Annotated in this window: 20 protein-coding genes; 4 read left to right on the top strand and 16 right to left on the bottom strand. The window is 37.6% G+C overall.

Features of this window, described 5'->3' with window-relative positions; genetic code table 11:
- Positions 1-179: 179 nt before the first annotated feature.
- The 5 genes from AC1DIT_RS20030 to AC1DIT_RS20010 all read right to left on the bottom strand — a co-directional run bounded on the left by AC1DIT_RS20030 (position 180) and on the right by AC1DIT_RS20010 (position 5,278).
- Positions 180-653: a MaoC/PaaZ C-terminal domain-containing protein gene (locus tag AC1DIT_RS20030; RefSeq protein ID WP_016116585.1), complete on the bottom strand. Its 474-nt coding sequence runs from the start codon at positions 651-653 to the stop codon at positions 180-182.
- A gap of 216 nt (positions 654-869) precedes the next feature.
- Complete coding sequence (gene mdh / locus AC1DIT_RS20025) at positions 870-1,808, bottom strand: malate dehydrogenase (RefSeq protein ID WP_016116586.1); 939 nt, start codon at positions 1,806-1,808, stop codon at positions 870-872.
- Positions 1,809-1,828: 20 nt separating this feature from the next.
- Positions 1,829-3,121, bottom strand: a complete 1,293-nt coding sequence (icd, locus tag AC1DIT_RS20020) for an NADP-dependent isocitrate dehydrogenase (RefSeq protein ID WP_016116587.1) — start codon at positions 3,119-3,121, stop codon at positions 1,829-1,831.
- Between the two features lie 161 nt (positions 3,122-3,282).
- Positions 3,283-4,431 carry a citrate synthase gene (citZ, locus tag AC1DIT_RS20015; RefSeq protein WP_003200970.1) on the bottom strand — a complete coding sequence of 383 codons (1,149 nt, stop codon included), beginning with the start codon at positions 4,429-4,431 and terminating at the stop codon, positions 3,283-3,285.
- A gap of 385 nt (positions 4,432-4,816) precedes the next feature.
- Positions 4,817-5,278, bottom strand: coding sequence for a DUF441 domain-containing protein (locus AC1DIT_RS20010; RefSeq protein WP_003200968.1), 462 nt, complete (start codon positions 5,276-5,278; stop codon positions 4,817-4,819).
- Between the two features lie 407 nt (positions 5,279-5,685).
- Between AC1DIT_RS20010 and ytvI the strand changes: the two genes are divergently transcribed.
- The gene (ytvI, locus tag AC1DIT_RS20005) at positions 5,686-6,804 is read left to right on the top strand and encodes a sporulation integral membrane protein YtvI (RefSeq protein ID WP_016116588.1); all 1,119 of its coding nucleotides are present in this window, start codon (positions 5,686-5,688) and stop codon (positions 6,802-6,804) included.
- Positions 6,805-7,035: 231 nt separating this feature from the next.
- Here ytvI and AC1DIT_RS20000 read toward each other — a convergent pair whose 3' ends face one another.
- From AC1DIT_RS20000 to dnaE, 8 genes are all read right to left on the bottom strand, one after another.
- Complete coding sequence (locus AC1DIT_RS20000; protein ID WP_016116589.1) at positions 7,036-7,425, bottom strand: FxsA family protein; 390 nt, start codon at positions 7,423-7,425, stop codon at positions 7,036-7,038.
- A gap of 230 nt (positions 7,426-7,655) precedes the next feature.
- Positions 7,656-9,413 (bottom strand): pyruvate kinase, encoded by a 1,758-nt coding sequence (gene pyk / locus AC1DIT_RS19995; RefSeq protein ID WP_016116590.1) that lies wholly within the window; start codon positions 9,411-9,413, stop codon positions 7,656-7,658.
- A gap of 53 nt (positions 9,414-9,466) precedes the next feature.
- A complete protein-coding gene (pfkA, locus tag AC1DIT_RS19990; RefSeq protein ID WP_016116591.1) occupies positions 9,467-10,426 on the bottom strand; it encodes a 6-phosphofructokinase in 960 nt (319 codons plus the stop codon).
- A 128-nt stretch (positions 10,427-10,554) separates the two neighbouring features.
- Entirely contained in the window at positions 10,555-11,529 is a 975-nt protein-coding gene (gene accA, locus AC1DIT_RS19985) for an acetyl-CoA carboxylase carboxyl transferase subunit alpha (protein WP_016116592.1), read from the bottom strand.
- Positions 11,517-12,386 (bottom strand): acetyl-CoA carboxylase, carboxyltransferase subunit beta, encoded by an 870-nt coding sequence (gene accD / locus AC1DIT_RS19980; RefSeq protein ID WP_006096170.1) that lies wholly within the window; start codon positions 12,384-12,386, stop codon positions 11,517-11,519. The genes accA and accD overlap by 13 nt, the downstream gene beginning before the upstream one ends.
- A 254-nt stretch (positions 12,387-12,640) precedes the next feature.
- Positions 12,641-13,285: a FadR/GntR family transcriptional regulator gene (locus tag AC1DIT_RS19975; RefSeq protein ID WP_016116593.1), complete on the bottom strand. Its 645-nt coding sequence runs from the start codon at positions 13,283-13,285 to the stop codon at positions 12,641-12,643.
- A gap of 14 nt (positions 13,286-13,299) precedes the next feature.
- On the bottom strand, positions 13,300-14,508 hold the full coding sequence (ystJ, locus tag AC1DIT_RS19970) for an NADP-dependent malic enzyme (protein ID WP_170927928.1): 1,209 nt from the start codon (positions 14,506-14,508) through the stop codon (positions 13,300-13,302).
- 133 nt (positions 14,509-14,641) lie between these two features.
- The gene (gene dnaE / locus AC1DIT_RS19965; RefSeq protein ID WP_016116595.1) at positions 14,642-17,971 is read right to left on the bottom strand and encodes a DNA polymerase III subunit alpha; all 3,330 of its coding nucleotides are present in this window, start codon (positions 17,969-17,971) and stop codon (positions 14,642-14,644) included.
- Between the two features lie 117 nt (positions 17,972-18,088).
- On the opposite strand from dnaE, the gene ytrH reads away from it, so the two are divergent.
- Together ytrH and ytrI are read left to right on the top strand one after the other, a co-directional pair.
- The gene (gene ytrH / locus AC1DIT_RS19960) at positions 18,089-18,424 is read left to right on the top strand and encodes a sporulation membrane protein YtrH (RefSeq protein WP_033671552.1); all 336 of its coding nucleotides are present in this window, start codon (positions 18,089-18,091) and stop codon (positions 18,422-18,424) included.
- Entirely contained in the window at positions 18,421-18,924 is a 504-nt protein-coding gene (ytrI, locus tag AC1DIT_RS19955) for a sporulation membrane protein YtrI (protein ID WP_016116597.1), read from the top strand. The genes ytrH and ytrI overlap by 4 nt, the downstream gene beginning before the upstream one ends.
- 48 nt (positions 18,925-18,972) lie before the next feature.
- Here the strand turns inward: ytrI and AC1DIT_RS19950 are convergent, their stop codons facing one another.
- Positions 18,973-19,905, bottom strand: coding sequence for a DHH family phosphoesterase (locus AC1DIT_RS19950; protein WP_016116598.1), 933 nt, complete (start codon positions 19,903-19,905; stop codon positions 18,973-18,975).
- A gap of 439 nt (positions 19,906-20,344) precedes the next feature.
- On the opposite strand from AC1DIT_RS19950, the gene AC1DIT_RS19945 reads away from it, so the two are divergent.
- A complete protein-coding gene (locus AC1DIT_RS19945) occupies positions 20,345-20,650 on the top strand; it encodes a YtpI family protein (protein WP_006096165.1) in 306 nt (101 codons plus the stop codon).
- A gap of 6 nt (positions 20,651-20,656) precedes the next feature.
- Here AC1DIT_RS19945 and AC1DIT_RS19940 read toward each other — a convergent pair whose 3' ends face one another.
- Positions 20,657-20,923 carry a DUF3949 domain-containing protein gene (locus AC1DIT_RS19940; protein ID WP_016116599.1) on the bottom strand — a complete coding sequence of 89 codons (267 nt, stop codon included), beginning with the start codon at positions 20,921-20,923 and terminating at the stop codon, positions 20,657-20,659.
- 337 nt (positions 20,924-21,260) lie between these two features.
- A partial coding sequence (locus AC1DIT_RS19935) for a hotdog domain-containing protein (protein WP_476998363.1) occupies positions 21,261-21,515 on the bottom strand: 255 nt, incomplete at its 5' end.

Raw genomic sequence — 21,515 nt, 5'->3', positions numbered from 1 at the left:
GATTATTAGTTGAACGAATCGGGCTTTTACGGACAGTTCATCTCCCACCTAACTTCTTTGCTTTCGCTGAATTTTGAGGTGGGAGTGTTACTGTCCGTTAATGCGGGATAAAAAAATAGTGCTAACCTAGCATATAATAGGTTAGCACTATTTTTCATTACACTCTTACTAACTCATTATTAAAAATTATCCAACGCTTTTTCTAAAATAGAAGCTGATTTGTAAGGCGGCGCTACTGTTAGTACACCTTTCACAACCACTTCTTCTTTTTCATCATAAGCGAATACACGCATATCAATCGTATGCTCTTCCCCCACAACTGCTACAACTTCAAAATGAATTTGCAAAGTTTCATAATGATGTACAGGCTTCACAAAAGTCAGGTCCTTCCTAACAACATGACTGCCTGGACCTGGTAAATATTTCGTAACTGCCGTTGTAATCATACCCGTTAACATAATGCTTGGTACAATTGGTTTTTCATACGGAGTTTGGGATGCGTAATCATGCTGAATATATAATGGATTTGAATCATTTGTTAATCCTAAATACAATAACAGATCTTTATCCTCAATTTTTTCAGTGATAGATAACTTTTCTCCTACTGTAATCTCATCCATTCGACGACCAATTTGAATTTTTTTCTTTAACATGTTACAATCCCCCTCCAATTTTTATTTTATTATCCTACCAAAAGCAATATATTATCCGAAGCGCTACTATAATGAGGGCAATGTATATTATAAGTCTATGTTCCCATTGTAGGACACAATTAATGATAGCGTTTTCATATTATTTTAAAAAAATAATCCTCTAAATAGTAGAAAAAGATTCGGGGCCCCGAATCTTTTTCTAACATATATTTTGTATTAAACAAGAACTTTCATAACGTTACGTACAGATTCTACTGAACGATCTAACGCTTCTTTTTCTTCTTCACGAAGTTCTAATTCAATAATTTTTTCAATTCCGTTACCACCTAGAATTACTGGTACACCTAGGTAAAGGTCGCTATAGCCATATTCACCTTCAAGGTATGCGATAGCTGGTAATACACGGCGTTGATCTTTTAAAATCGCTTCAGTCATTTCAACTAAAGAAGCAGCTGGCGCGTAGTATGCACTACCGTTTCCTAGTAAACTTACAATTTCGCCGCCGCCTTTACGCGTACGTTCTATGATTGCTTCTAAGCGTTCTGCAGGAATTAATGTTTCTAATGGAATACCGCCTGCGTAAGAATAACGTACAAGAGGCACCATGTCATCACCGTGGCCACCAAGAACGAATCCTGTAATGTCTTTAACAGAAAGATTTAATTCTTGTGCGATGAATGTACGGAAACGAGCTGTATCTAATACACCAGATTGACCGATAACACGCTCTTTCGGGAATCCAGCTTCTTTAAATACAGAATATGTCATTGCATCAACTGGATTTGTTAACACAACAATAATTGCGTTTGGTGAATGTTTTGCGATATCTTTCGTAATACTTTTCATAATTTTAGAGTTTGTTGCTACTAAATCATCACGGCTCATACCTGGTTTACGTGCAATTCCTGCTGTAATAACAACAACGTCAGAATCAGCAGTATCTACGTAATCAGATGTGCCGATAATGTTAGCATCAAAACCTTGTACAGGGCTTGCTTCTAACATATCTAACGCTTTCCCTTTTGTTGGATTCTCCAGTTGTGGAATGTCCACTAATACAACATCTGCAAGCTCTTTTTGAGCTAATAAAAACGCTGTTGTTGCTCCGGTAAATCCTGCACCGATGACTGATACTTTTTTGCGTTTGATTGTCATACTTTCTCCCCCACTCTGAATTATGCGTTTTTGATTACTGCTAAGTCCATATTGTTAATAAGGGCATCAGCAAATTCGGAACATTTCACTTCAGTTGCGCCATCCATAAGACGTGCGAAGTCATATGTTACCACTTTTGAAGCAATTGTTTTTTCTACTGAAGCAGTTACTAATTTCGCAGCTTCATTCCATCCTAAATGCTCTAATAATAATACTCCTGAAAGAAGAACAGAAGATGGATTCACTTTATCTAAACCTGCATATTTTGGAGCTGTACCATGTGTCGCTTCAAAAATAGCATGTCCAGTAACATAGTTAATGTTTGCACCAGGTGCAATACCAATGCCACCTACTTGTGCTGCAAGTGCATCAGAAATATAATCGCCATTTAAGTTCATTGTTGCAACAACATCAAACTCACGCGGACGTGTTAAAATTTGTTGTAAGAAGATATCCGCAATAGAATCTTTAACAATGATTTTACCAGCTGCTTCAGCCTCTGTCATCGCTTTATTCGCTGCATCTTTACCATCTTTTTCAACAATACGGTCATATTCAGCCCAAGTGAATACTTTATCGCCGAATTCTTGTTCCGCAACTTCATAACCCCAGTTTTTGAAAGCACCTTCTGTAAATTTCATAATGTTTCCTTTATGAACTAATGTAACAGAAGAGCGTTTTTCGTTAATTGCATATTGAATTGCAGCACGAACAAGACGCTTTGTTCCTTCTTCTGAAATTGGTTTAATACCAATTCCTGATGTTTCTGGGAAGCGAATTTTGTTTACACCCATTGTTTCTTTTAAGAACTCAAGCACTTTTTGTGCTTCTGGAGATCCTTGTGCATATTCAATACCAGCRTAAATGTCTTCTGTATTTTCACGGAAAATMACCATATCAGTATCTTCCGGACGTTTTACAGGTGAAGGAACACCTTCAAAATAACGAACTGGACGTARACATACATATAAGTCTAACTCTTGACGAAGCGCTACGTTTAGAGAACGAATGCCGCCACCAACAGGCGTTGTAAGTGGGCCTTTAATCGCGATTAAATATTCGCGAATTTCATTTAACGTCTCTTCTGGTAACCATTCGCCTGTTTGGTTGAATGCTTTTTCCCCTGCAAGCACTTCTTTCCAAACGATTTTCTTCTCACCATCATAAGCTTTTTCAACAGCTGCTTCTAATACACGAGATGCTGCCGCCCAAATATCTGGTCCAATTCCATCACCTTCAATAAAAGGAATAATTGGATTGTTTGGTACATTCATAACACCATTCGTTACAGTAATTTTTTCTCCTGTCGTCACTGTGATAACCCCCATGTTTGAAATTTCATATGTGTGAAACTGAGGGAATAAACCCCTCAGTTCAAACCGTTAGTCAAATTAAAATATTCCAATCATTACATCTTTGCAAAAAAATCAGATTTTTGAAAGCGTATTTTCACTATCTAAATAGTGTTTTTAACTTATCGTTGTGCTAATGGAACATAGCGTTGATGCGTTGGTCCATTATAATCAGCACGCGGACGAATTAAGCGGTTATTTTCATATTGTTCTAGAATATGAGCTAACCAACCTGACATACGACTGATCGCAAAGATTGGTGTAAATAAATCATGATCAATTCCTAAACAATGGTAAACAGAAGCAGAATAGAAATCGACATTTGGTGGAAGACCTTTTTCTTTTGTAACAATGTCTTCGATTTTGATAGACATATTATACCATTTTTCTTCCCCTAAAAGCACGCATAATTTCTTAGACATTTCACGTAAATGTTTCGCGCGAGGATCACCGTGCTCATATACGCGATGGCCAAATCCCATAATTTTCACCTTATTTTGAAGTGCGTTATGAATATAGGATTCTACATTTTCTTCTTCGCCAATTTCTTTTAACATCTTCATTACATTTTCATTCGCTCCGCCGTGAAGAGGTCCTTTTAAAGCACCAATCGCTGCTGTAATACCAGAATATACGTCTGAAAGTGTAGCAACGCAAACGCGAGCTGTAAATGTAGAAGCATTTAATTCATGATCCGCATGAAGTACAAGAGCTTTATCAAAAGCTTCAATTTCCACTTCATTTGGTTCGCGGTTATTTAACATATAAATAAAGTTTGCAGCTAATGATAAATCTTTTCGTGGCTCAACCACTTCTAAACCTTTACGAATTCTTGCATACGCTGCAACAAGAGTCCCTACTTGAGCCTGTAATTTAACCGCTTTCAAATAATTGGACTTCTCATCCATTAATTCAGCGCTCTCATCGTATAATGATAACATGGAAATCGCAGTTCGTAAAACAGACATCGGATGTGCAATCTTTAAATCTACTTGTTTTAAATATGATAAAATCTCACTTGGAACTTTAGAATATTCAGATAGAGTTTCTTTTAACTCATTTAATTCCTCTTCATTAGGAAGTTTACGGTGCCATAATAAATATACCACTTCTTCAAACGTAGCATTTTCCGCTAAATCATCAATATTATACCCAACATACGTTAATGTATCATCAATAATAGAACTTACGGATGATGTTGTTGCTACTACCCCTTCTAATCCTCGAATAACAGTCATGACATTCTCTCCTTTTCCTGAAAATTCTCCCAACCTTGCTCCCTTATATCTGTTTGCTTCCCTTCTAAATTATGAACGCCCGTTCACTCTTTAGGCAAGCAAAATGCACGATCATGCAAATTTGTTGTGATGTTCCCATCTCGTTGTTCCATTGCTTTATCAAAGCATGAGCGTGAGTTTCTCTCCGAATCCTCACGCTTAGAACAATAGATGGTGAGGAAAACTAGTTTCGAAGAGTTTATGATAAAAACAACATAAAACAATGTCAGCAGAAAATTATTTTATGTTGTTTTTATTTTATCTGGTGTAAGTCTTCGTTGCTATGTAGCCTTTACATGTTTTCTAATTCTATTATAAACAATTATCTGACTTTTGTGAATGGAAAGAATTCAAAAATTTTATATTACTATAAAATTCTTCACTTAAACATCTGTATAATGTTCATCACAGCATAGGCAATTCCAGCTCCAATTAATGGTCCTACAGCAACTCCATTAAATAATGCAACTGCAATAATTGTTCCAAATACAAGCGCAGTTGTAATATGAGGATCGTTCGTTAATAACTGCACACCACCCTTTGCTAACAAAGCAACCGCTATCCCTGAAGCGAGCGCAATCCATGCATAATATGATTTAGCTGCTTCACCAAGCTGCTTAAATCCAATTTCACCCGTAGCGATCGGAACAAGAACCGCAATTGTAATAACCGTTACACCAAGATTAATTCCTTTTGTTTGTAAATATGGAAGGATTTTTTCTCCTAGAAACGTCCACTTTAATAAAAATAAAACGCCAACTGCTACAGTGAGCGATTGRTTTTTAGCAATAAGTCCAATAATAAGTAGTATGAATAAAAATAACGTTGATTGACTAATCATGATTACACTTCCTTTCTGAAAATAATGAACCTGTTTACAAAGTAAATCGCTGTTAAACATATCGTTATACACGATATAGGCAAGAGTATTCATCAATCAATATAGATGATACAGCAGACCTTAAACGCTCTAAACAAGACCAAAATAAGTTGTTTTTATATTTACCGAGAAAGAAAAGCACACTTCTTTCTTTTCTTATAAGAAACCAGTAAAATAAAAAGTAGGTAAAGTGAGGCTCTCGTCAATCAGTACAGAGAAAACATTTACTATTGATTAGCCTTCACCGTCAAGCTTTTACGCGCCGATCACTTCACACCTTGAAGTAATTCATACTGCCCGCGAATAGCAGGATAAATCCATCATTCCACTATAACATAAATACAATTTGGAATGGGAGGTAAGCACCTTTGAATCGAAACTCACTGTATATCGTATTGCGACTTATATTTGTCATTTTAGCAATAACAATTGGGTTTTATGCGATTTTGTATGTTTCAGGTCTTATATACCCTTTTATCATCGCATTAGCTTTTGCTTATTTGATTAATCCAGTCGTAAATTTTCTCAATCAAAAACTACAGTTCCCTCGTGCCTTAGCGGTACTCGTCAGCTTAATTCTCGTGTTCGGTGCCATCGTCGGACTTGTTACATATCTTGTGACAGAAGCGATTTCCGCCACAACTTACTTACTACAAATCGTCACAGAGAAGTTTCCAGCAATTGTACAGTATGCACAGCAATTTGCACTCAATAATATTATGCCTTTATATGATGATTTAATTTCTAAATTTAATCACCTTGGTGAATCACAACAATATACAATTACACAAAACATTCAAAATCTAGGAACGGAAGCAACAAAACAAATGAAAGAGCTGTTAACCGCCATTATAAGTGGATTAACAAATTTCATCAGTGCACTCCCAACAACTTTAACAGTCCTCGTCTTCGTCTTATTAGCGACTTTCTTTATTAGTTTTGATTGGCATACACTCGCTCACAAAGTAAAGCGATTACTTCCAAATCGCATACACGGATACGGAAAGACTATTTTTGTTGATTTACGAAAAGCATTATTTGGATTTATAAAAGCACAACTCACACTTGTATCTATGACTACCGTCATCGTACTAATTGGACTATTAATTTTGCGCGTACCATACGCCATCACAATCGCAATCATTACAGGAATTGTAGACTTACTTCCTTATTTAGGAACGGGAGCAGTCTTTGTTCCTTGGGTTATATATGTATTTTTCACAGGGGACACAGCTTTCGCAATTGGTCTACTTATTTTATATATTGTTGTCATTGTTCAAAGACAAATCATGGAACCGAAAGTGTTATCATCCAACATCGGACTCGATCCATTACCAACACTTATTGCGTTATTCGTTGGGTTTAAGCTATACGGTTTCTTAGGATTAATCATTGGCCCAGTCACATTAGTATTATTAAACACATTGCACAAAGCTCATGTATTTCATGATTTATGGAAGTTTATTAAAGGCACACCATTAAAATAAATTTTCCACAATAGTCGTTGTTCGCAATAAAATAAACAAGGGAATTTCCTATAATAAATGGGGGATTCCCTTGTTTTTTGCATAAAATAATACGACCGAGAATACATTTGTATTTTTATTCTATTTTAAACATAAATATCAATCCCTTTTCTTCCTTTTTCTACAAATGAATAAATATACATTTTATATTTCGACAAAAAAATAACACTTACAACATTTCTGTTTCAAGTGTTATTTTTGTACAATAATTGTCGTGTTTCTTCTTATTTTCCGCTCTAACCATTTAATCATCATGAACTTAAACGGCTGTCGTGTTACMGAAAATATAAAAATAAACCCGATTACATCCGTCACATACCCTGGTGTCAAAAGAAGAAGTCCACCTATAAAAACAAAAATACCATCTAATACAGCATCTCCTGGCATTTCACCTCTATTTAACCGAAATTGAATCTCCTTTAATACTATAAGCCCTTGTCGTTTTGCTAAATAAGCGCCAAGTACACCTGTAAACACGATCATAGCAAACGTCGACCACATACCAATTAAATGACTAGATCCAATTAATACTGTTATTTCAACAGCAGGAATTAAAATTAAAAGAAAAAGAAGCCACTTCATTCCCTCATCCTCCTTCATCACACTATTTACAGGAAGCAAGATACTCACGCTACCCTAACAACAGCCTAATTAGACTCTCTCGATCTCCTCATGCCCTCAAAACAACCCACAAAACATCAAACAAAAAATGAAATCCCTTTCCCACTACCGAAGATTTCTTTTTTCAGAATGGTTTTTGTATTTAAATTAAAAAAAGAGAAGGACTCCGATCCTTCTCTCCATATTACTTCTTATAGCACTTCCGCATGTCCATTATAAACAATTCCGCGCGCCGCATCAACTGTTACTTCTTGGCCATTTTTTAAAGTCGTTGTCACACCGTTTACCCCAACGATAACCGGGATACCGATTGATACACCTACAACAGCCGCATGGCTTGTTAAGCCACCTTCTTCTACAACTAGAGCTGCAGCTTTTTCAATTGCAGGAATCATATCTTTATCAGTGCTTGTTGTAACAAGGATGTCACCTTTCGTTACGTTCGCTACAGCTTCTGCAGCTGTTTTCGCTACAACTACTTTACCTTTTGCAGCTTTGCGACCAATCCCTTGTCCTTTAGCGATTTCTTCACCAACAACATGGATTTTCATTAAGTTTGTTGTACCAGTTTCAGCAACTGGTACACCAGCAGTAATTACAACTGTATCTCCAAGTCCGATTAGACCTGCATCCATAACTGTTTGAATTGCAGTATCTAACATTTCATCAGTAGATGCTGCACGTTTTCCAGCCATAAACGCTTCTACACCCCAAACAAGCGCAAGACGACGGCCCACTTGCTCGTCAGATGTTACAGCTACGATTGGAGATTTTGGACGATATTTAGAGATCATTTTTGCAGTATATCCACTTTCTGTTGGAGCTACGATTGCAGCTACATCAAGAGCAAGCGCTGTGTGTGCAACAGATTGACTAATTGCATCTGTAATTGTTGGAGTGAACTCTTTAATACGCTTTTTGAACATATCTTCGTATTGCAATGATTTTTCAACACGTACTGCGATGTTCGCCATCATTGTTACTGCTTCTACTGGGTATTGTCCCGCTGCAGTTTCACCAGAAAGCATGATTGCATCTGTACCATCAAAGATTGCGTTCGCTACGTCACTTGCTTCCGCACGAGTTGGACGTGGGTTACGTTGCATAGAATCTAACATTTGTGTTGCAGTAATAACCGGTTTACCTAATACGTTACATTTTTTGATTAGACGTTTTTGTACTAGCGGCACTTCTTCTGGTGGAATTTCTACACCCATGTCACCACGAGCTACCATTAAACCGTCAGAAACTTCTAAGATAGAATCGATGTTATCGATACCTTCTTGGTTTTCAATTTTTGGTACGATTTGAATGAATTGTGCATTATGCGCTTCTAACAATTCACGGATTTCTAACACGTCAGCTGCTTTACGAACGAAAGATGCCGCGATGAAATCAACTTTTTGCTCGATACCAAAGACGATATCTTGTACGTCTTTTTCAGTGATACCAGGAAGCTTAATGCTTACGTTTGGTACGTTAACACCTTTTTTATTTTTCACAGTTCCGCTGTTCAATACTTTTGTACGGATGTTTCCGTCAGCTTTCTCGATTACTTCTAGTTCGATAAGGCCGTCATCGATTAGAATACGAGAACCTGAGTCTACATCCTCATAAAGACCAGCATAAGATACAGAGAACTTCTCTGCAGTTCCTAATACTTGCTCAGTAGAGATAACTACTTCTGCACCTGTTACAAGCTCAGCTTGTCCGTCTACGAAGTCATGTGTACGGATTTCTGGACCTTTTGTATCAAGTAAGATCGCAACTGTTTTACCAGTTTTCTTTGAAGCTTCACGAATGTTTTTGATACGTGCTCCGTGCTCTTCATGGCTACCATGAGAGAAGTTTAAACGAGCAACGTTCATACCCGCTTCGATTAATTGCTCTAATTTCTCAATACTTTCACTAGCAGGACCTATAGTACATACAATTTTAGTTTTACGCATATTGCACCTCCGAAAATTATGAAACCGTTCCCAAATATTCGATATTACGCCAATTAGATGGATAATTCTTTAGATAATTGATACATATCTTTATCAATCGTATGCTTTTGAGCTAACGCTTCGATAATGTCATGATCAACAAGTTTGTTATTTTGGATACCAACGCAGCGTCCACCTCTACCCTCAATCAACAGTTCAACTGCTCTTGCGCCAAGACGGCTTGCTAATACACGATCTTGTGCACTTGGTGATCCACCACGTTGTACGTGACCTAATACAGTTACACGAGTATCAAAGTTTGTTGCTTCTTCAATGTGTTTACCAATCTCAATCGCGCTTCCAACACCTTCTGCTACAACGATAATACTATGTTTCTTTCCACGCTCACTACCACGTTTTAAACGAGCAATAACATCTTCCATGTCATACTCTTCTTCTGGAATCAAGATTGTTTCTGCGCCATCTGCTAAACCAGCCCATAATGCGATATCACCAGCGTGACGCCCCATTACTTCAATAACATATGTACGTTCATGAGATGTAGCTGTATCACGAATTTTATCAATTGCATCAATAACAGTGTTTAATGCTGTATCGAAACCAATTGTGAAGTCTGTCCCAGGAATATCATTATCAATTGTACCTGGTACACCGACACACGGGAATCCTTGCTCTGTTAATTTTTTAGCACCTTGGTAAGAACCGTCTCCACCAATAACAACAATTCCTTCAATGCCAAATTTCTTTAATTGCTCGATACCTTTTAGTCGTACTTCTGGGTCTTTAAACTCAGGACATCTTGCTGTATATAATTTTGTACCACCGCGGTGGATAATATCGCCAACAGAACCAAGTTCTAATTTTTCAATGTGACCAGAAATTAATCCAGCGTATCCATGGTAGATACCATATACTTCTACATCATGGAAAATCGCTTTACGAACAACTGCACGAATGGCAGCATTCATACCAGGTGAATCTCCACCACTTGTTAATACACCAATACGTTTCATTTGTACTCACCTCATAAAGATTATTTACCTTATAATAAAATAACATGAAGAAATATAAAAATACAATGGAGAAGATGTGTCTTTTCACAATAAAAACGTGCATTCGCGAAATGGAACGCACGCTTTTCTTATTTTATCCAAATGGAAGCGTTTGAAAACGAAACTTGCCCAATTTTCATATATTTTTCATAACGTTTTTCGATTAATTCATCTTTCGAAATACCGTTTAATTGCCCGAATGTTTTTTTCAACATTAAGTCAATATTTTCTGATTGCTTTAGAATATTACGATGCGCACCGCCGCGTGCTTCTGGAATAATTTCGTCAATTACACCTAATTCTTTCAAATCCGCCGCCGTGATTTTCATCGCTTCTGCAGCTTCTTTCGCTTTTCCTGCATCTTTCCAAAGAATCGCTGCCGCTCCCTCTGGTGTAATAACAGAATAAGTGGAATTTTCTAGCATATGAATGTAATCTCCTACTCCAAGACCTAACGCACCACCACTGCCACCTTCACCGATAACAATGCAAATCACAGGTACAGTAAGCCCTGCCATTTCGAATAAATTACGTGCAATCGCTTCACTTTGCCCACGTTCTTCAGCAGCCTTACCAGGATAAGCACCTTTCGTATCAATGAAGCAGATGATTGGACGATTAAATTTCTCCGCTTGCTTCATTAAACGTAGTGCCTTTCGATATCCTTCTGGATGAGGCATTCCAAAATTACGACGAATATTTTCTTTCGTATCTTTCCCGCGCTGGTGCCCAATTACTGTTACAGACATGCCATCATATTTCGCTATGCCGCCGACAATCGCTGCATCATCGCCATATAGACGATCTCCATGACATTCAAAAAAATCAGTAAATAAGCGCTCAATATAATCGAGCGTTGTCGGTCGTTCTGCATGACGAGCAATTTGAACGCGGTCCCATACTTTCATATTGCCGTATATTTCTTCCTCTAAATTTTCTAGCTTGTCTTCCAAAATACGAATCTCCTCGCTGAAGTCCATCTGGGTGTTTTTCGTATAGTCTTTCAGTTCACGAATCTTATTTCTTAGCTCAACAACTGGTTTTTCAAATTCTAGCTCTGCCATATAGCCGTTTCCCCTCCTTGATGAACTTCTAAAATCTTACGGAGCGACTCTCTCATATCATCGCGATGCACAACCGCATCCAATTGACCGTGCTCTAGTAAAAACTCTGCCGTTTGAAAGTCTTCTGGCAGCTTCTCACGCACTGTTTGTTCAATTACACGTCTACCAGCAAAGCCGATAAGTGCACCTGGCTCTGCAAGATTATAGTCACCAAGTGAAGCGAAACTCGCTGAAACACCGCCTGTCGTGGGATGAGTCATAACAGAAATAAATAATCCTCCAGCATTGCTATGCTTTTTCAAAGCTACGCTCGTTTTTGCCATTTGCATTAAGCTTAAAATACCTTCTTGCATACGCGCACCGCCCGATGCAGTAAAGATAATAAATGGAACTTGTAATTCGTATGCTTTTTCAACTGCACGTGCAATTTTTTCTCCTACAACAGAGCCCATGCTGCCCATTCGAAAGCGAGAATCCATTACTGCAATCACAACAAGCATTTCATCAATTGTTCCTTCACCTGTCACAACTGCTTCATTTAATTCTGTTTTCTTGCGATCACTCTCTAATTTTTCTTCATAATTTGGGAACCCAAGTGGATTTAACGAAACCATCTCTTTGTCATACTCACGAAATGAACCTTCGTCCAATACACTATCAAGGCGTTCCCATGCATTCATAGGATGATGATAGCCACAGTTTACACATACTTTTAAATTTTTAAGAAGCTCTTTTGTATACATGATTTTCTTACATTTCGGACATTTTGTCATAACACCGTCCGGTACATCTCTTCGTACTTGTTCTGAAGGAATTGCAGCGTACTTTTTCTTTTTTACGAATAAATCTCTTAGCACAATTTGACCCCCTTTGTTGAGAGCTAAGGTTAGGAAGAAAATGTGGCTAACACCAAAAATCGATGTTAGCCTTGTCTTCTCAATCTGTCTAATAGAGGATGTTCAAACAGTCCGGTCAAGATAGCTACTCAGTTCTCTTTATCCTCTTTTTTTGAACACGCACTCATAACCTCTCTCTTTACGTTTAACTTTAACCGCTATGCGATAGATTGTTTGTCATAACGTGTCATGGTTATTTCGACAAATTTTATACATTACGAGTGAAACTGTATGTTTTCCATTAATTCATCATAAATTTTTAGCGCCTCTTCTTCTTTTTTCACGTATAACACTTCGTAAAGATTTCTATAGATTTCTATAGATTCTAGTGAAATTTCATAAGAAAGAGTCGCAACGTAATCATTTACAATTCTCCAAATTCGATATAGTAAATAATTGTCCACTTGTTCAATAAGTGTTTTGAAAAACATTTGATGAAACTCCTGAATTGAACTTCCGTCCTTTTTAAGAACTTGTTTCAACATACCTAATACACTAGAAAACGTTTCTTTCGGTAAATCACATACGATTCGAATAACATCTTTTTCAAGCAATTGTTTCGTCTGTAACAAATCACGAATTGTTTTCTGATCTTGTAATAAAAATGGTGCGATTAATTGAACAAGACCATTGTCATAGAAGTTTCGAATAAACGTTCCTTCACCGCGTCTTGTTTCAATTAATCCTACGAGTTCTAAAGCTCGCAATGCTTCCCGTACAGATGAACGCCCAACGTTTAAACGCGCACTTAACTCGCGCTCAGATGGTAAACGATCACCTGCGACTAAACCATCCTCTTCCATAATGGAACGGATTTTCTTTACAATTTCGAGATATACTTTTGTATTTGATGATGTCAATAGAAATTCCTCGCTTACTCTTTACCAATCAACGCTAAATTTTTTGTTTTCTCAGCGACTTCATTTGGATCTACTTGACGGCGAGCTACTCCTGTCTCCATCGCAGCTTTTGCAACATAAGCCGCCACCTGAGGCGCTACACGCGCGTCAAACGGAGCTGGAATGATATAGTCTACATTCAGCTCATCTGCCGCTACAAGCTCTGCAATGGCTTGTACAGCTGCCATCTTCATTTCTTCATTGATTTGCGTAGCATGTACATCCAGTGCACCACGGAAAATACCAGGGAACGCTAGTACATTATTTACTTGGTTCGGGAAGTCAGAACGACCCGTTCCAACAACAGCTGCTCCTGCTGCTTTTGCCAGTTCCGGCATAATTTCTGGAACTGGGTTTGCCATTGCAAAAATAATTGCATCGTCATTCATTGTACGAACCATTTCCTCAGTCAATGCACCCGCTACAGATACACCGATAAATACATCCGCGCCTTGCAGAACATCCGCTAATGAACCTTCTACACGATTTTTATTCGTATATTTTGCAACTTCATCTTTCACCGGGTTCATACCAACAGGGCGACCTTCATAAATCGCACCTTTTCGGTCACACATAATAATGTCGCGTACACCATAGCGATATAAAAGTTTAATGATTGCAATACCTGCTGCACCTGCACCATTTGCTACAACTTTAATGTCAGACATTTTCTTTCCAACTAACTTAAGTGCGTTTACAAGACCTGCTACTGTTACGATAGCTGTTCCGTGTTGATCATCATGGAATACAGGAATATTTGTTTCTTTTTTCAAACGTTCTTCAATGATAAAGCAGTTGGGTGCTGCAATATCCTCTAAGTTTACACCGCCAAATGTCGGCTCCATTAATTTTACAGTTTCAACAATTTTATCTACATCGTTTGTATTTAAAGCAATAGGGAATGCATCTACGCCAGCAAAGCTTTTGAATAATACAGCTTTACCTTCCATTACTGGAAGAGATGCTTCTGGTCCGATATTACCAAGACCAAGTACAGCTGTTCCGTCCGTCACAACTGCTACCATGTTTCCCTTCATTGTATATTCATATACCTTACTTTTATCGTCATAAATTTCTTTACAAGGTTCTGCAACCCCTGGAGAATACGCAAGACTTAAGTCTTTAGCATTTTCTACTTTTACTTTTGATACAGTTTCTAATTTTCCTTGATGCACTTTATGCATGTGAAGTGCTTCTTCACGAAGTGTTGACAAACTATCCACTCTCCTCAAATTATTCTTGCTGATATCATTCTCTCCAAGTGGTCTGACCACGAATGCTATTACTATAATAATCGAACTATAGGGAAATTGTCCATTATATTTTCACTACGACATTTTCCTCACCGACTATTTCGCGAAGTGCTCCTAAACATTCTTCACTTGGATGAATTGACAAACTACGAGATAATTGTACCATTTTATGTTCCTTTTCATAATAAATTAGTACTTTCGCAAAACCTGAATAGTGAAACAATACTTTTGTAACTTGATTTAACAACTTCTTTTCATACTGCGATGGTAGTTTTACATAAATCGATGCTTCTCTCATTTCATTGTAAACATCCATTTGTTCTAATGGATAAAGACCGTTTACAATCCATTGTAATTTATGATTTCGTTGTTCAATCGTCCCTTCCACTAAAACAATTTCACCTTCTTTTAACCTCTCCGAAAAATGAATATACGTCTCCGGAAAGACAACCGCTTCCATTTCATCATTTTGATCACAAAAAGTGACGAACGCCATTTTTTGCAATTTTTTCGTCCGAATGACTTTTACACCTGTTACATAAACAATCGCACGCTGTACGTTTCGCTTTTGGCTCATCGCTTGCGCAAGAGACGGAATTTCTAGTTCTTTTACAAGCTTTGCATACTGCGCCGTTGGATAACTGGATAAATAAAAGCCAAGCGCTTCTTTCTCATTATTTAATTGTTCAATAAAAGATAGCTCTTCTCCTTGTACGTATACTGATTTTGGGACACTTTCTTCCCCCAATTCACGCGCAAGGCTTGCATACTCTAAAGCACCCTTAATACTGTTAAACAAAGTTGTTCTCGAAACTTGAAAATCATCGAAACAGCCAGCCCAAACAAATGCCTCTAAATTACGCTCCGTAACAAACTTTGCTGGCATACGAAGACAAAACTCAAATAAATCTTGAAATGGATTTCTTTCTCTTTCCTCGATCACCGCATTCACTGTAGCCATCCCGATATTTCGAATCGAAAGCAAACTATAGCGAATTGCATTCCCTTCTATTTGGAAATTATAACTACTTCTATGAAGAGACGGCGGTAAAACATAAAAACCTTTGCGCTTCGTTTCACGTATATATTGCACAATCTTATCTTCGTTACCTATCGCACTGGATAAGAGTGCCGTCATAAACTCTAAAGGATAATTCGCTTTTAAATAAGCGAGCTGATATCCAATCATACTGTACGCTACAGCATGGCTTCGGTTAAAACCGTAATTTGCAAATCTAACAATTAAATCATAAATTTGTTCTGCAGATGTTTCATCGTATCCATTTCGTAAACACCCTTGTACAAAATGCTTTCGTTCTTGATCTAAAATCTCACGGTTTTTCTTACTCACTGCACGGCGGAGCAAATCGGCTTCTCCGAGTGAAAATCCCGCTAACTGCGAAGCAATTTGCATAATCTGTTCTTGGTATACAATAACGCCATATGTGCTTTTTAAAATTGGCTTTAAATCTGAATGTAAATAATGAATTTGACGCTTCCCGTGCTTTGACTCAATAAAGGTTGGGATTTGTTCCATTGGCCCTGGACGATATAAAGCGTTGACGGCAACAATATCTTCAAACTCATTTGGTTTTAAACCGCGGAGTACATTCCGCATTCCCCCAGATTCGAGCTGGAATACACCTGTTGTATCTCCTCTTCCTAGTAATTGGAATGTCTTTTCATCTTGAAGAGGTAAATTCCGTATATCAATTTGTTTACCCGTTTTGTTCACAATAAATGTAAGAATATTTTCAAGTAACGTTAAATTACGTAAGCCTAAGAAGTCCATTTTTAACAGACCAAGTTCTTCTAACACTTCTGCTGGATATTGCGTTACATATACATCGTTATGTCCTTCTTGAATCGCAACACTTCCCGTTAATGGCTCCTGACTCATAATGACCCCTGCTGCATGAATAGACGTATGACGTGGTAAACCTTCTACACGCTTCGCAATTTCAAAAACACGCTCATGCAAGAGATTTCCTTGTACAAATTCACGAAGGGACCCGGATTCTTCATGTGCTTCTTTTAATGTAATCCCAATCCTTGATGGAATCAGTTTCGAAAATATGTCAATATCTCTCGGCGGAAGCCCCATTACGCGGGCGATATCCCGAATCGCTGCTTTTGCAGCAAGCGTTCCGAACGTAACAATTTGGGCAACGCGAAGTTGACCATATTTATCTTTTACATAACGAATCATCTCATCACGTCTAATGTCCGGAAAATCAATATCAATATCTGGAAGCGTAACACGTTCAGGATTTAGAAATCGTTCAAACAGCAAGTTGTACTCAATTGGATCGATATCTGTAATTTCTAACACATAAGAAACAAGAGAACCTGCTGCTGAGCCACGGCCCGGTCCTGTTAAAATACCATGTTCATGTCCGTATTTCATAAAGTCCCAAACAATGAGAAAATAATCACTAAATCCCATGCGAGAGATAACTTCAAGTTCATGATTCAAACGTTTCCTATGTACATCTTGAACCGCCCCATATCGCTTATTTAGCCCCTCTTCACAAATGCGGCGCAAATAAGCATCCGATGTTTCGTTAGATGGAACAGGAAACTTTGGCAATTGATTGACGTGGAAAGGAATTTCTACGTGGCAACGTTCAGCTATACGAACTGTATTTTGAAGAGCTTCTTCTGCATGAGAAAATAAAGCTTCCATTTCAGCCGATGATTTTAAATAATACTGGTCTGTTTTGAGCCTTGGTCTGTCTGGATCAGTCATCTTTGTTCCGCTCTGAACAGATAGCAAGCATTCCTGCACAAGCGCATCGCTTTGGTTCACATAACGAACATCATTTGTCGCAACGACTGGAATGTTTATTTCGTTTGCAAATTGTGGTAATTTTTCTTGCAAGAATAGTTCATCCTGAATTGCGTGATGCTGCAAACTCATATAAAAACTTCCAAACATATTTTGATACGCACGAGCTACTTCTTCAGCAATCTCGTCTCTTCCTTGTAGCAATAACTGTTCAATTTCCCCATCTTTTCCTGGAGAAATCGCAATCAACCCTTTTGCATAATGAGAAAGCCACTTTTTCGGAATCCCGCCTTTAGACTTAGTCATGATGGTGCTAGAAATTTTCAATAAGTTTTGGTATCCCATCTCATTTTCTGCTAACAGTACAAGCGGATAGGATCGCTCTTCTTCCTCACTAAAAACAGAGGCTGTTAATCCGATAATTGGCCGTATGCCATTCTTCTTACATGCTTTATAAAATGGAATCACTCCGTACATCACATTTTCATCTGTAATTGCAAGCGATGAAAATCCAAGCTCTTTCGCACGGCTTACAAGTTCATCAATTTTACAAGCACTTTTTAACAAACTATAAACGGTTTGACATTGTAAATGCACAAACTTCACTGTTGTACCCTCTCTTTATCTATTTGACTACTTTCATTATAGGTGATGAAGAAAGCGGAAATCAAAACATACTTCTTATACTTTGTCCATATATATGGAGGAGAAAGGGGAATGACGATGGATGTAAGACAAACTTTTTTCTCTCTTCTCATTACAACTTACTTTATTGCCTTTGGAGTAATGCTTGGTGGTTCTTTAATCGGAGGAATTGGAGCATTTCTTGTTGGAAAACCAGCTCTTACTGCCATAAATCAATTCGCAGAAAATTTACGTATTTGGGCACTCGTTGCAGCAATTGGCGGAACTTTTGATACATTTTATAGCTTTGAACGAACCTTTTTCGAAGGTGCCACAAAAGATATTGTGAAACAAATTTTACTTATTTTTTTCGCAACAGGCGGCATGCAAACGGGCCTTATTATTATTAAATGGATTACGCAGGATCATGTATGAGGGTTCCAAGCGCTACAATAGCAAAAAAGTGGTATTTATTTTTAGGTGGCGCTGCCGTTGGAGGAATTTTGAGTTGGTTTATTTTTTTGTACATATACGGCGTTTTTCAAGAAGATTATGCAAAAAAAATTGTGTTTCAAGAAACGGAAATTACAAGGCTAAAAAAGAATCTTCATGTTCTTACGGAAGATCGTACTAAATTAAATGAGGAAAATAAAAGCCTTTTAACGATCCAAGAAATTAAAATTGAGATTCCGAATCATGATAAATACGATTTAGACCGTGTTACTCTTGAAAATATGATTACTTCTCTTCAAGAAGACCTTCAGCACCTCGTAACAAAAAACGTTCAAAGCGTAGCAAAAAACAAAGAATTGTTAATAAAAGCAATTGAAAATAAAGTATACAAACATTATGACCGAAGCTACCGCTTTAAAATCGAAACAATTTCCTTTGATACTGTGCTCGAAATTAGCATCAACATAAAACAAGAAAAGTAGAGCTTCTGAGCCCTGCCTTTCTTGTTTTTAACACATGAAGTACTTGTTTTATTTACAGATCTCACACAAGTCCGTGAAAAGACGATCTGCTTCTTCCCAAGAAGATGCTTTCGCACCAGAAGCCATCGGATGACCTCCGCCGTTATACTGCATCGCTAATTTATTAATTACCGGTCCCTTTGAACGAAGACGAACGCGAATCACATCTTCCTCCTCTAGAAATAGAACCCAAGCTTTTAATCCATCAATATTGCCAAGCGCTCCAACAACACCAGATGCCTCTGAAGGAAGTACATCAAATTCTTCTAGTACTTCTTTTGTCAGCTTAATATAAGCTGCACCTTCCTCTGTCATCGTAAAGTTTTGTAAAATGAATCCATTTAAACGAGCGATTTTCTCTTTCGTTTTATACATTTCATTATATAACTCTGGAAAGTCCACTCCCATTTCTACAAGTTCGCCTGCATAGCGAAGTGTTCTTGCTGATGTATTTGGGAATAAGAAGCGACCTGTATCTCCAACAATCCCAGCTAAAATAAGACGAGCCGCTTCTTTTGAGATTGTTAAACCTTTATCTTTTCCGTAAGAGTAAAACTCATAAATAAGCTCACTTGTAGAACTTGATGTCGTATCAACCCACGTAACGTCCCCGTATGGATCTTCATTTGGGTGATGATCAATTTTAATAAGCTTCTTTCCTTTCATATAACGCTGATCACAAACACGCTCTTGGTTCGCTGTATCACAAACGATAACAAGCGCATTTTCATAAGTCTCATCATCAATTTCATCCATTACTCGTAAATACGATAAAGAAGGTTCATTGTATCCAACCATATAAATCTTTTTCTCTGGGAACGATTCTTGAAGAATGGTTCCTAACCCACATTGTGAACCTAATGCATCTGGATCTGGGCGCACATGACGGTGAATAATAATCGTATCAAACTCTTTAATCGCTGTTAAAATTTGTTCGTGCATATGTATAGTCTCCTTTTTATTGATTTCTACCTCTGTAATCAATTTTCTCACTTTATCCTTCATTATAACTGAAAATAATTTATCCATGTGGACAATTGCTTTATAATAATAGTTAGAAAGTTTCGATAATGTTTTTTATTTTCACTTATCATGGGGCTGAAACAGAATCTGACCGCTTCTATGCTCGGGCGGACACTCTCTCCCACCTAAAAAGATGGGGTTTCAGTTCAGTTTTATTCAGTTTATTTTCCCGCCATATCAGTCTCGGCTATGAAAACAAAAGGGATTCTCCACTCGTTCCCTCCCTTTGTTTTCACTTGGCATGGGGCTAAAACAGGCACTGACCGCTTCTATGCTTGGGCGGACACTCTCTCCCACCTAAAAAGATGAGGTTTTATTTTTAAATTTACCTAAATACAAAATAACGGAGGATCATATCATGCCAGTATTAGTCTTTTGTATTATCATCTCATTTATGTTGTATCTCTTCTATAAAACAAAATATTTTCGTACAAATCGTCCGATGGAAAAAGGATGGCTTGCTGGAAAATCCGCAATGGCGCTCGGTGTATTCGTTGCGCTATTTGGTGCAAACCAATTTTTCTTAGAACTCTCTACCGCACGTATTATCGTTGGCGTGTTATTTATCTTATTTGGTGGTGCAAGTATTTTTAATGGATTCCGTCAGTATAAACATTTCTCACCTCTTGCAGTCGAAGAAGCAGAAGCGTATAAAACAATGTAAAAAGCATCAGCATTTATGCTGATGCTTTTTACATTGTTTTATTTTTAAAATCATATATGCAACAAATGCAGGTGGAATATTAAAAGGACTTCCTTGCACGTGAAAATGTAATTGTTCTTCTTCAAAAGACATATTTTTATACAACTCTTGTTGTGAAAGCTTTGTTCGTTGTTTTTGCTCGTTTAGCCCTTCAATGTAAAGATACTGAATAGGTATCATGGCAAGAAAATAAAACAATGCAACACCACCAAAAAAGAGCAACTCTGATGACATAGTGAACACCATCCTTTTTTCTTTTATATACAAATTATCTGATAATTAGATTATACTACATTTCAATTACCAAATGAAGGGAATTATATATATATATCCATTTTTAATATCCCAACATATAAGTCGCTGCTATGAAGAACAAAAGGTCATTTTCTCCTTTTGGTTTCACTTGGCATGGGGCTGAAACAGGATCTGACCGCTTCTACGCATGGCAAGATCCTCTCTTCCACCTAAAAAGATAGGCTTTCTTTCGGTTTTTCAATTTGTATTTATACATAAAAAAAGCTGAATGAACCTCCCTATAAAAAAGGATTCTTCATTCAGCTCTTTTCCATACTTATCGATCAATCAGCTGTACCATTAACAGTGCTTTCCCAACAACCTCTCCTCCGTGACGCACTTCCACATCTACCTTTCCAAATTTACGACCGATTTCTAACACCTTTGGATGTACAGAAACAACATTGTCAATTTGAACCGGCTTTACAAAATAAATTGTTAAATTCTCGACAATCGAATCACTTTTTTTCTGCGCACGGATGGCGCGATTTGTTGCTTCTGTGACAACGGTTGTAAATACACCATATGATAA

The organism is Bacillus sp. 05T22 (assembly GCF_056396765.1).
The sequence above is the reverse complement of the archived record's forward strand: the minus strand, read 5'-3'. Positions and strand labels throughout refer to the sequence as shown.

Bases quoted from the DNA above. Each gene is read 5' to 3' on its own strand.
- accA (WP_016116592.1), bottom strand. From the start codon at position 11,529: ATGGCAGAGCTAGAATTTGAAAAACCAGTTGTTGAGCTAAGAAATAAG.
- AC1DIT_RS19950 (WP_016116598.1), bottom strand. From the start codon at position 19,905: ATGCACGAACAAATTTTAACAGCGATTAAAGAGTTTGATACGATTATT.
- pyk (WP_016116590.1), bottom strand. From the start codon at position 9,413: ATGCGTAAAACTAAAATTGTATGTACTATAGGTCCTGCTAGTGAAAGT.
- ytrI (WP_016116597.1), top strand. From the start codon at position 18,421: ATGAGGGTTCCAAGCGCTACAATAGCAAAAAAGTGGTATTTATTTTTA.
- ystJ (WP_170927928.1), bottom strand. From the start codon at position 14,508: ATGCATAAAGTGCATCAAGGAAAATTAGAAACTGTATCAAAAGTAAAA.
- AC1DIT_RS19945 (WP_006096165.1), top strand. From the start codon at position 20,345: ATGCCAGTATTAGTCTTTTGTATTATCATCTCATTTATGTTGTATCTC.
- AC1DIT_RS19940 (WP_016116599.1), bottom strand. From the start codon at position 20,923: ATGTCATCAGAGTTGCTCTTTTTTGGTGGTGTTGCATTGTTTTATTTT.
- AC1DIT_RS20030 (WP_016116585.1), bottom strand. From the start codon at position 653: ATGTTAAAGAAAAAAATTCAAATTGGTCGTCGAATGGATGAGATTACA.
- mdh (WP_016116586.1), bottom strand. From the start codon at position 1,808: ATGACAATCAAACGCAAAAAAGTATCAGTCATCGGTGCAGGATTTACC.
- ytrH (WP_033671552.1), top strand. From the start codon at position 18,089: ATGGATGTAAGACAAACTTTTTTCTCTCTTCTCATTACAACTTACTTT.
- pfkA (WP_016116591.1), bottom strand. From the start codon at position 10,426: ATGAAACGTATTGGTGTATTAACAAGTGGTGGAGATTCACCTGGTATG.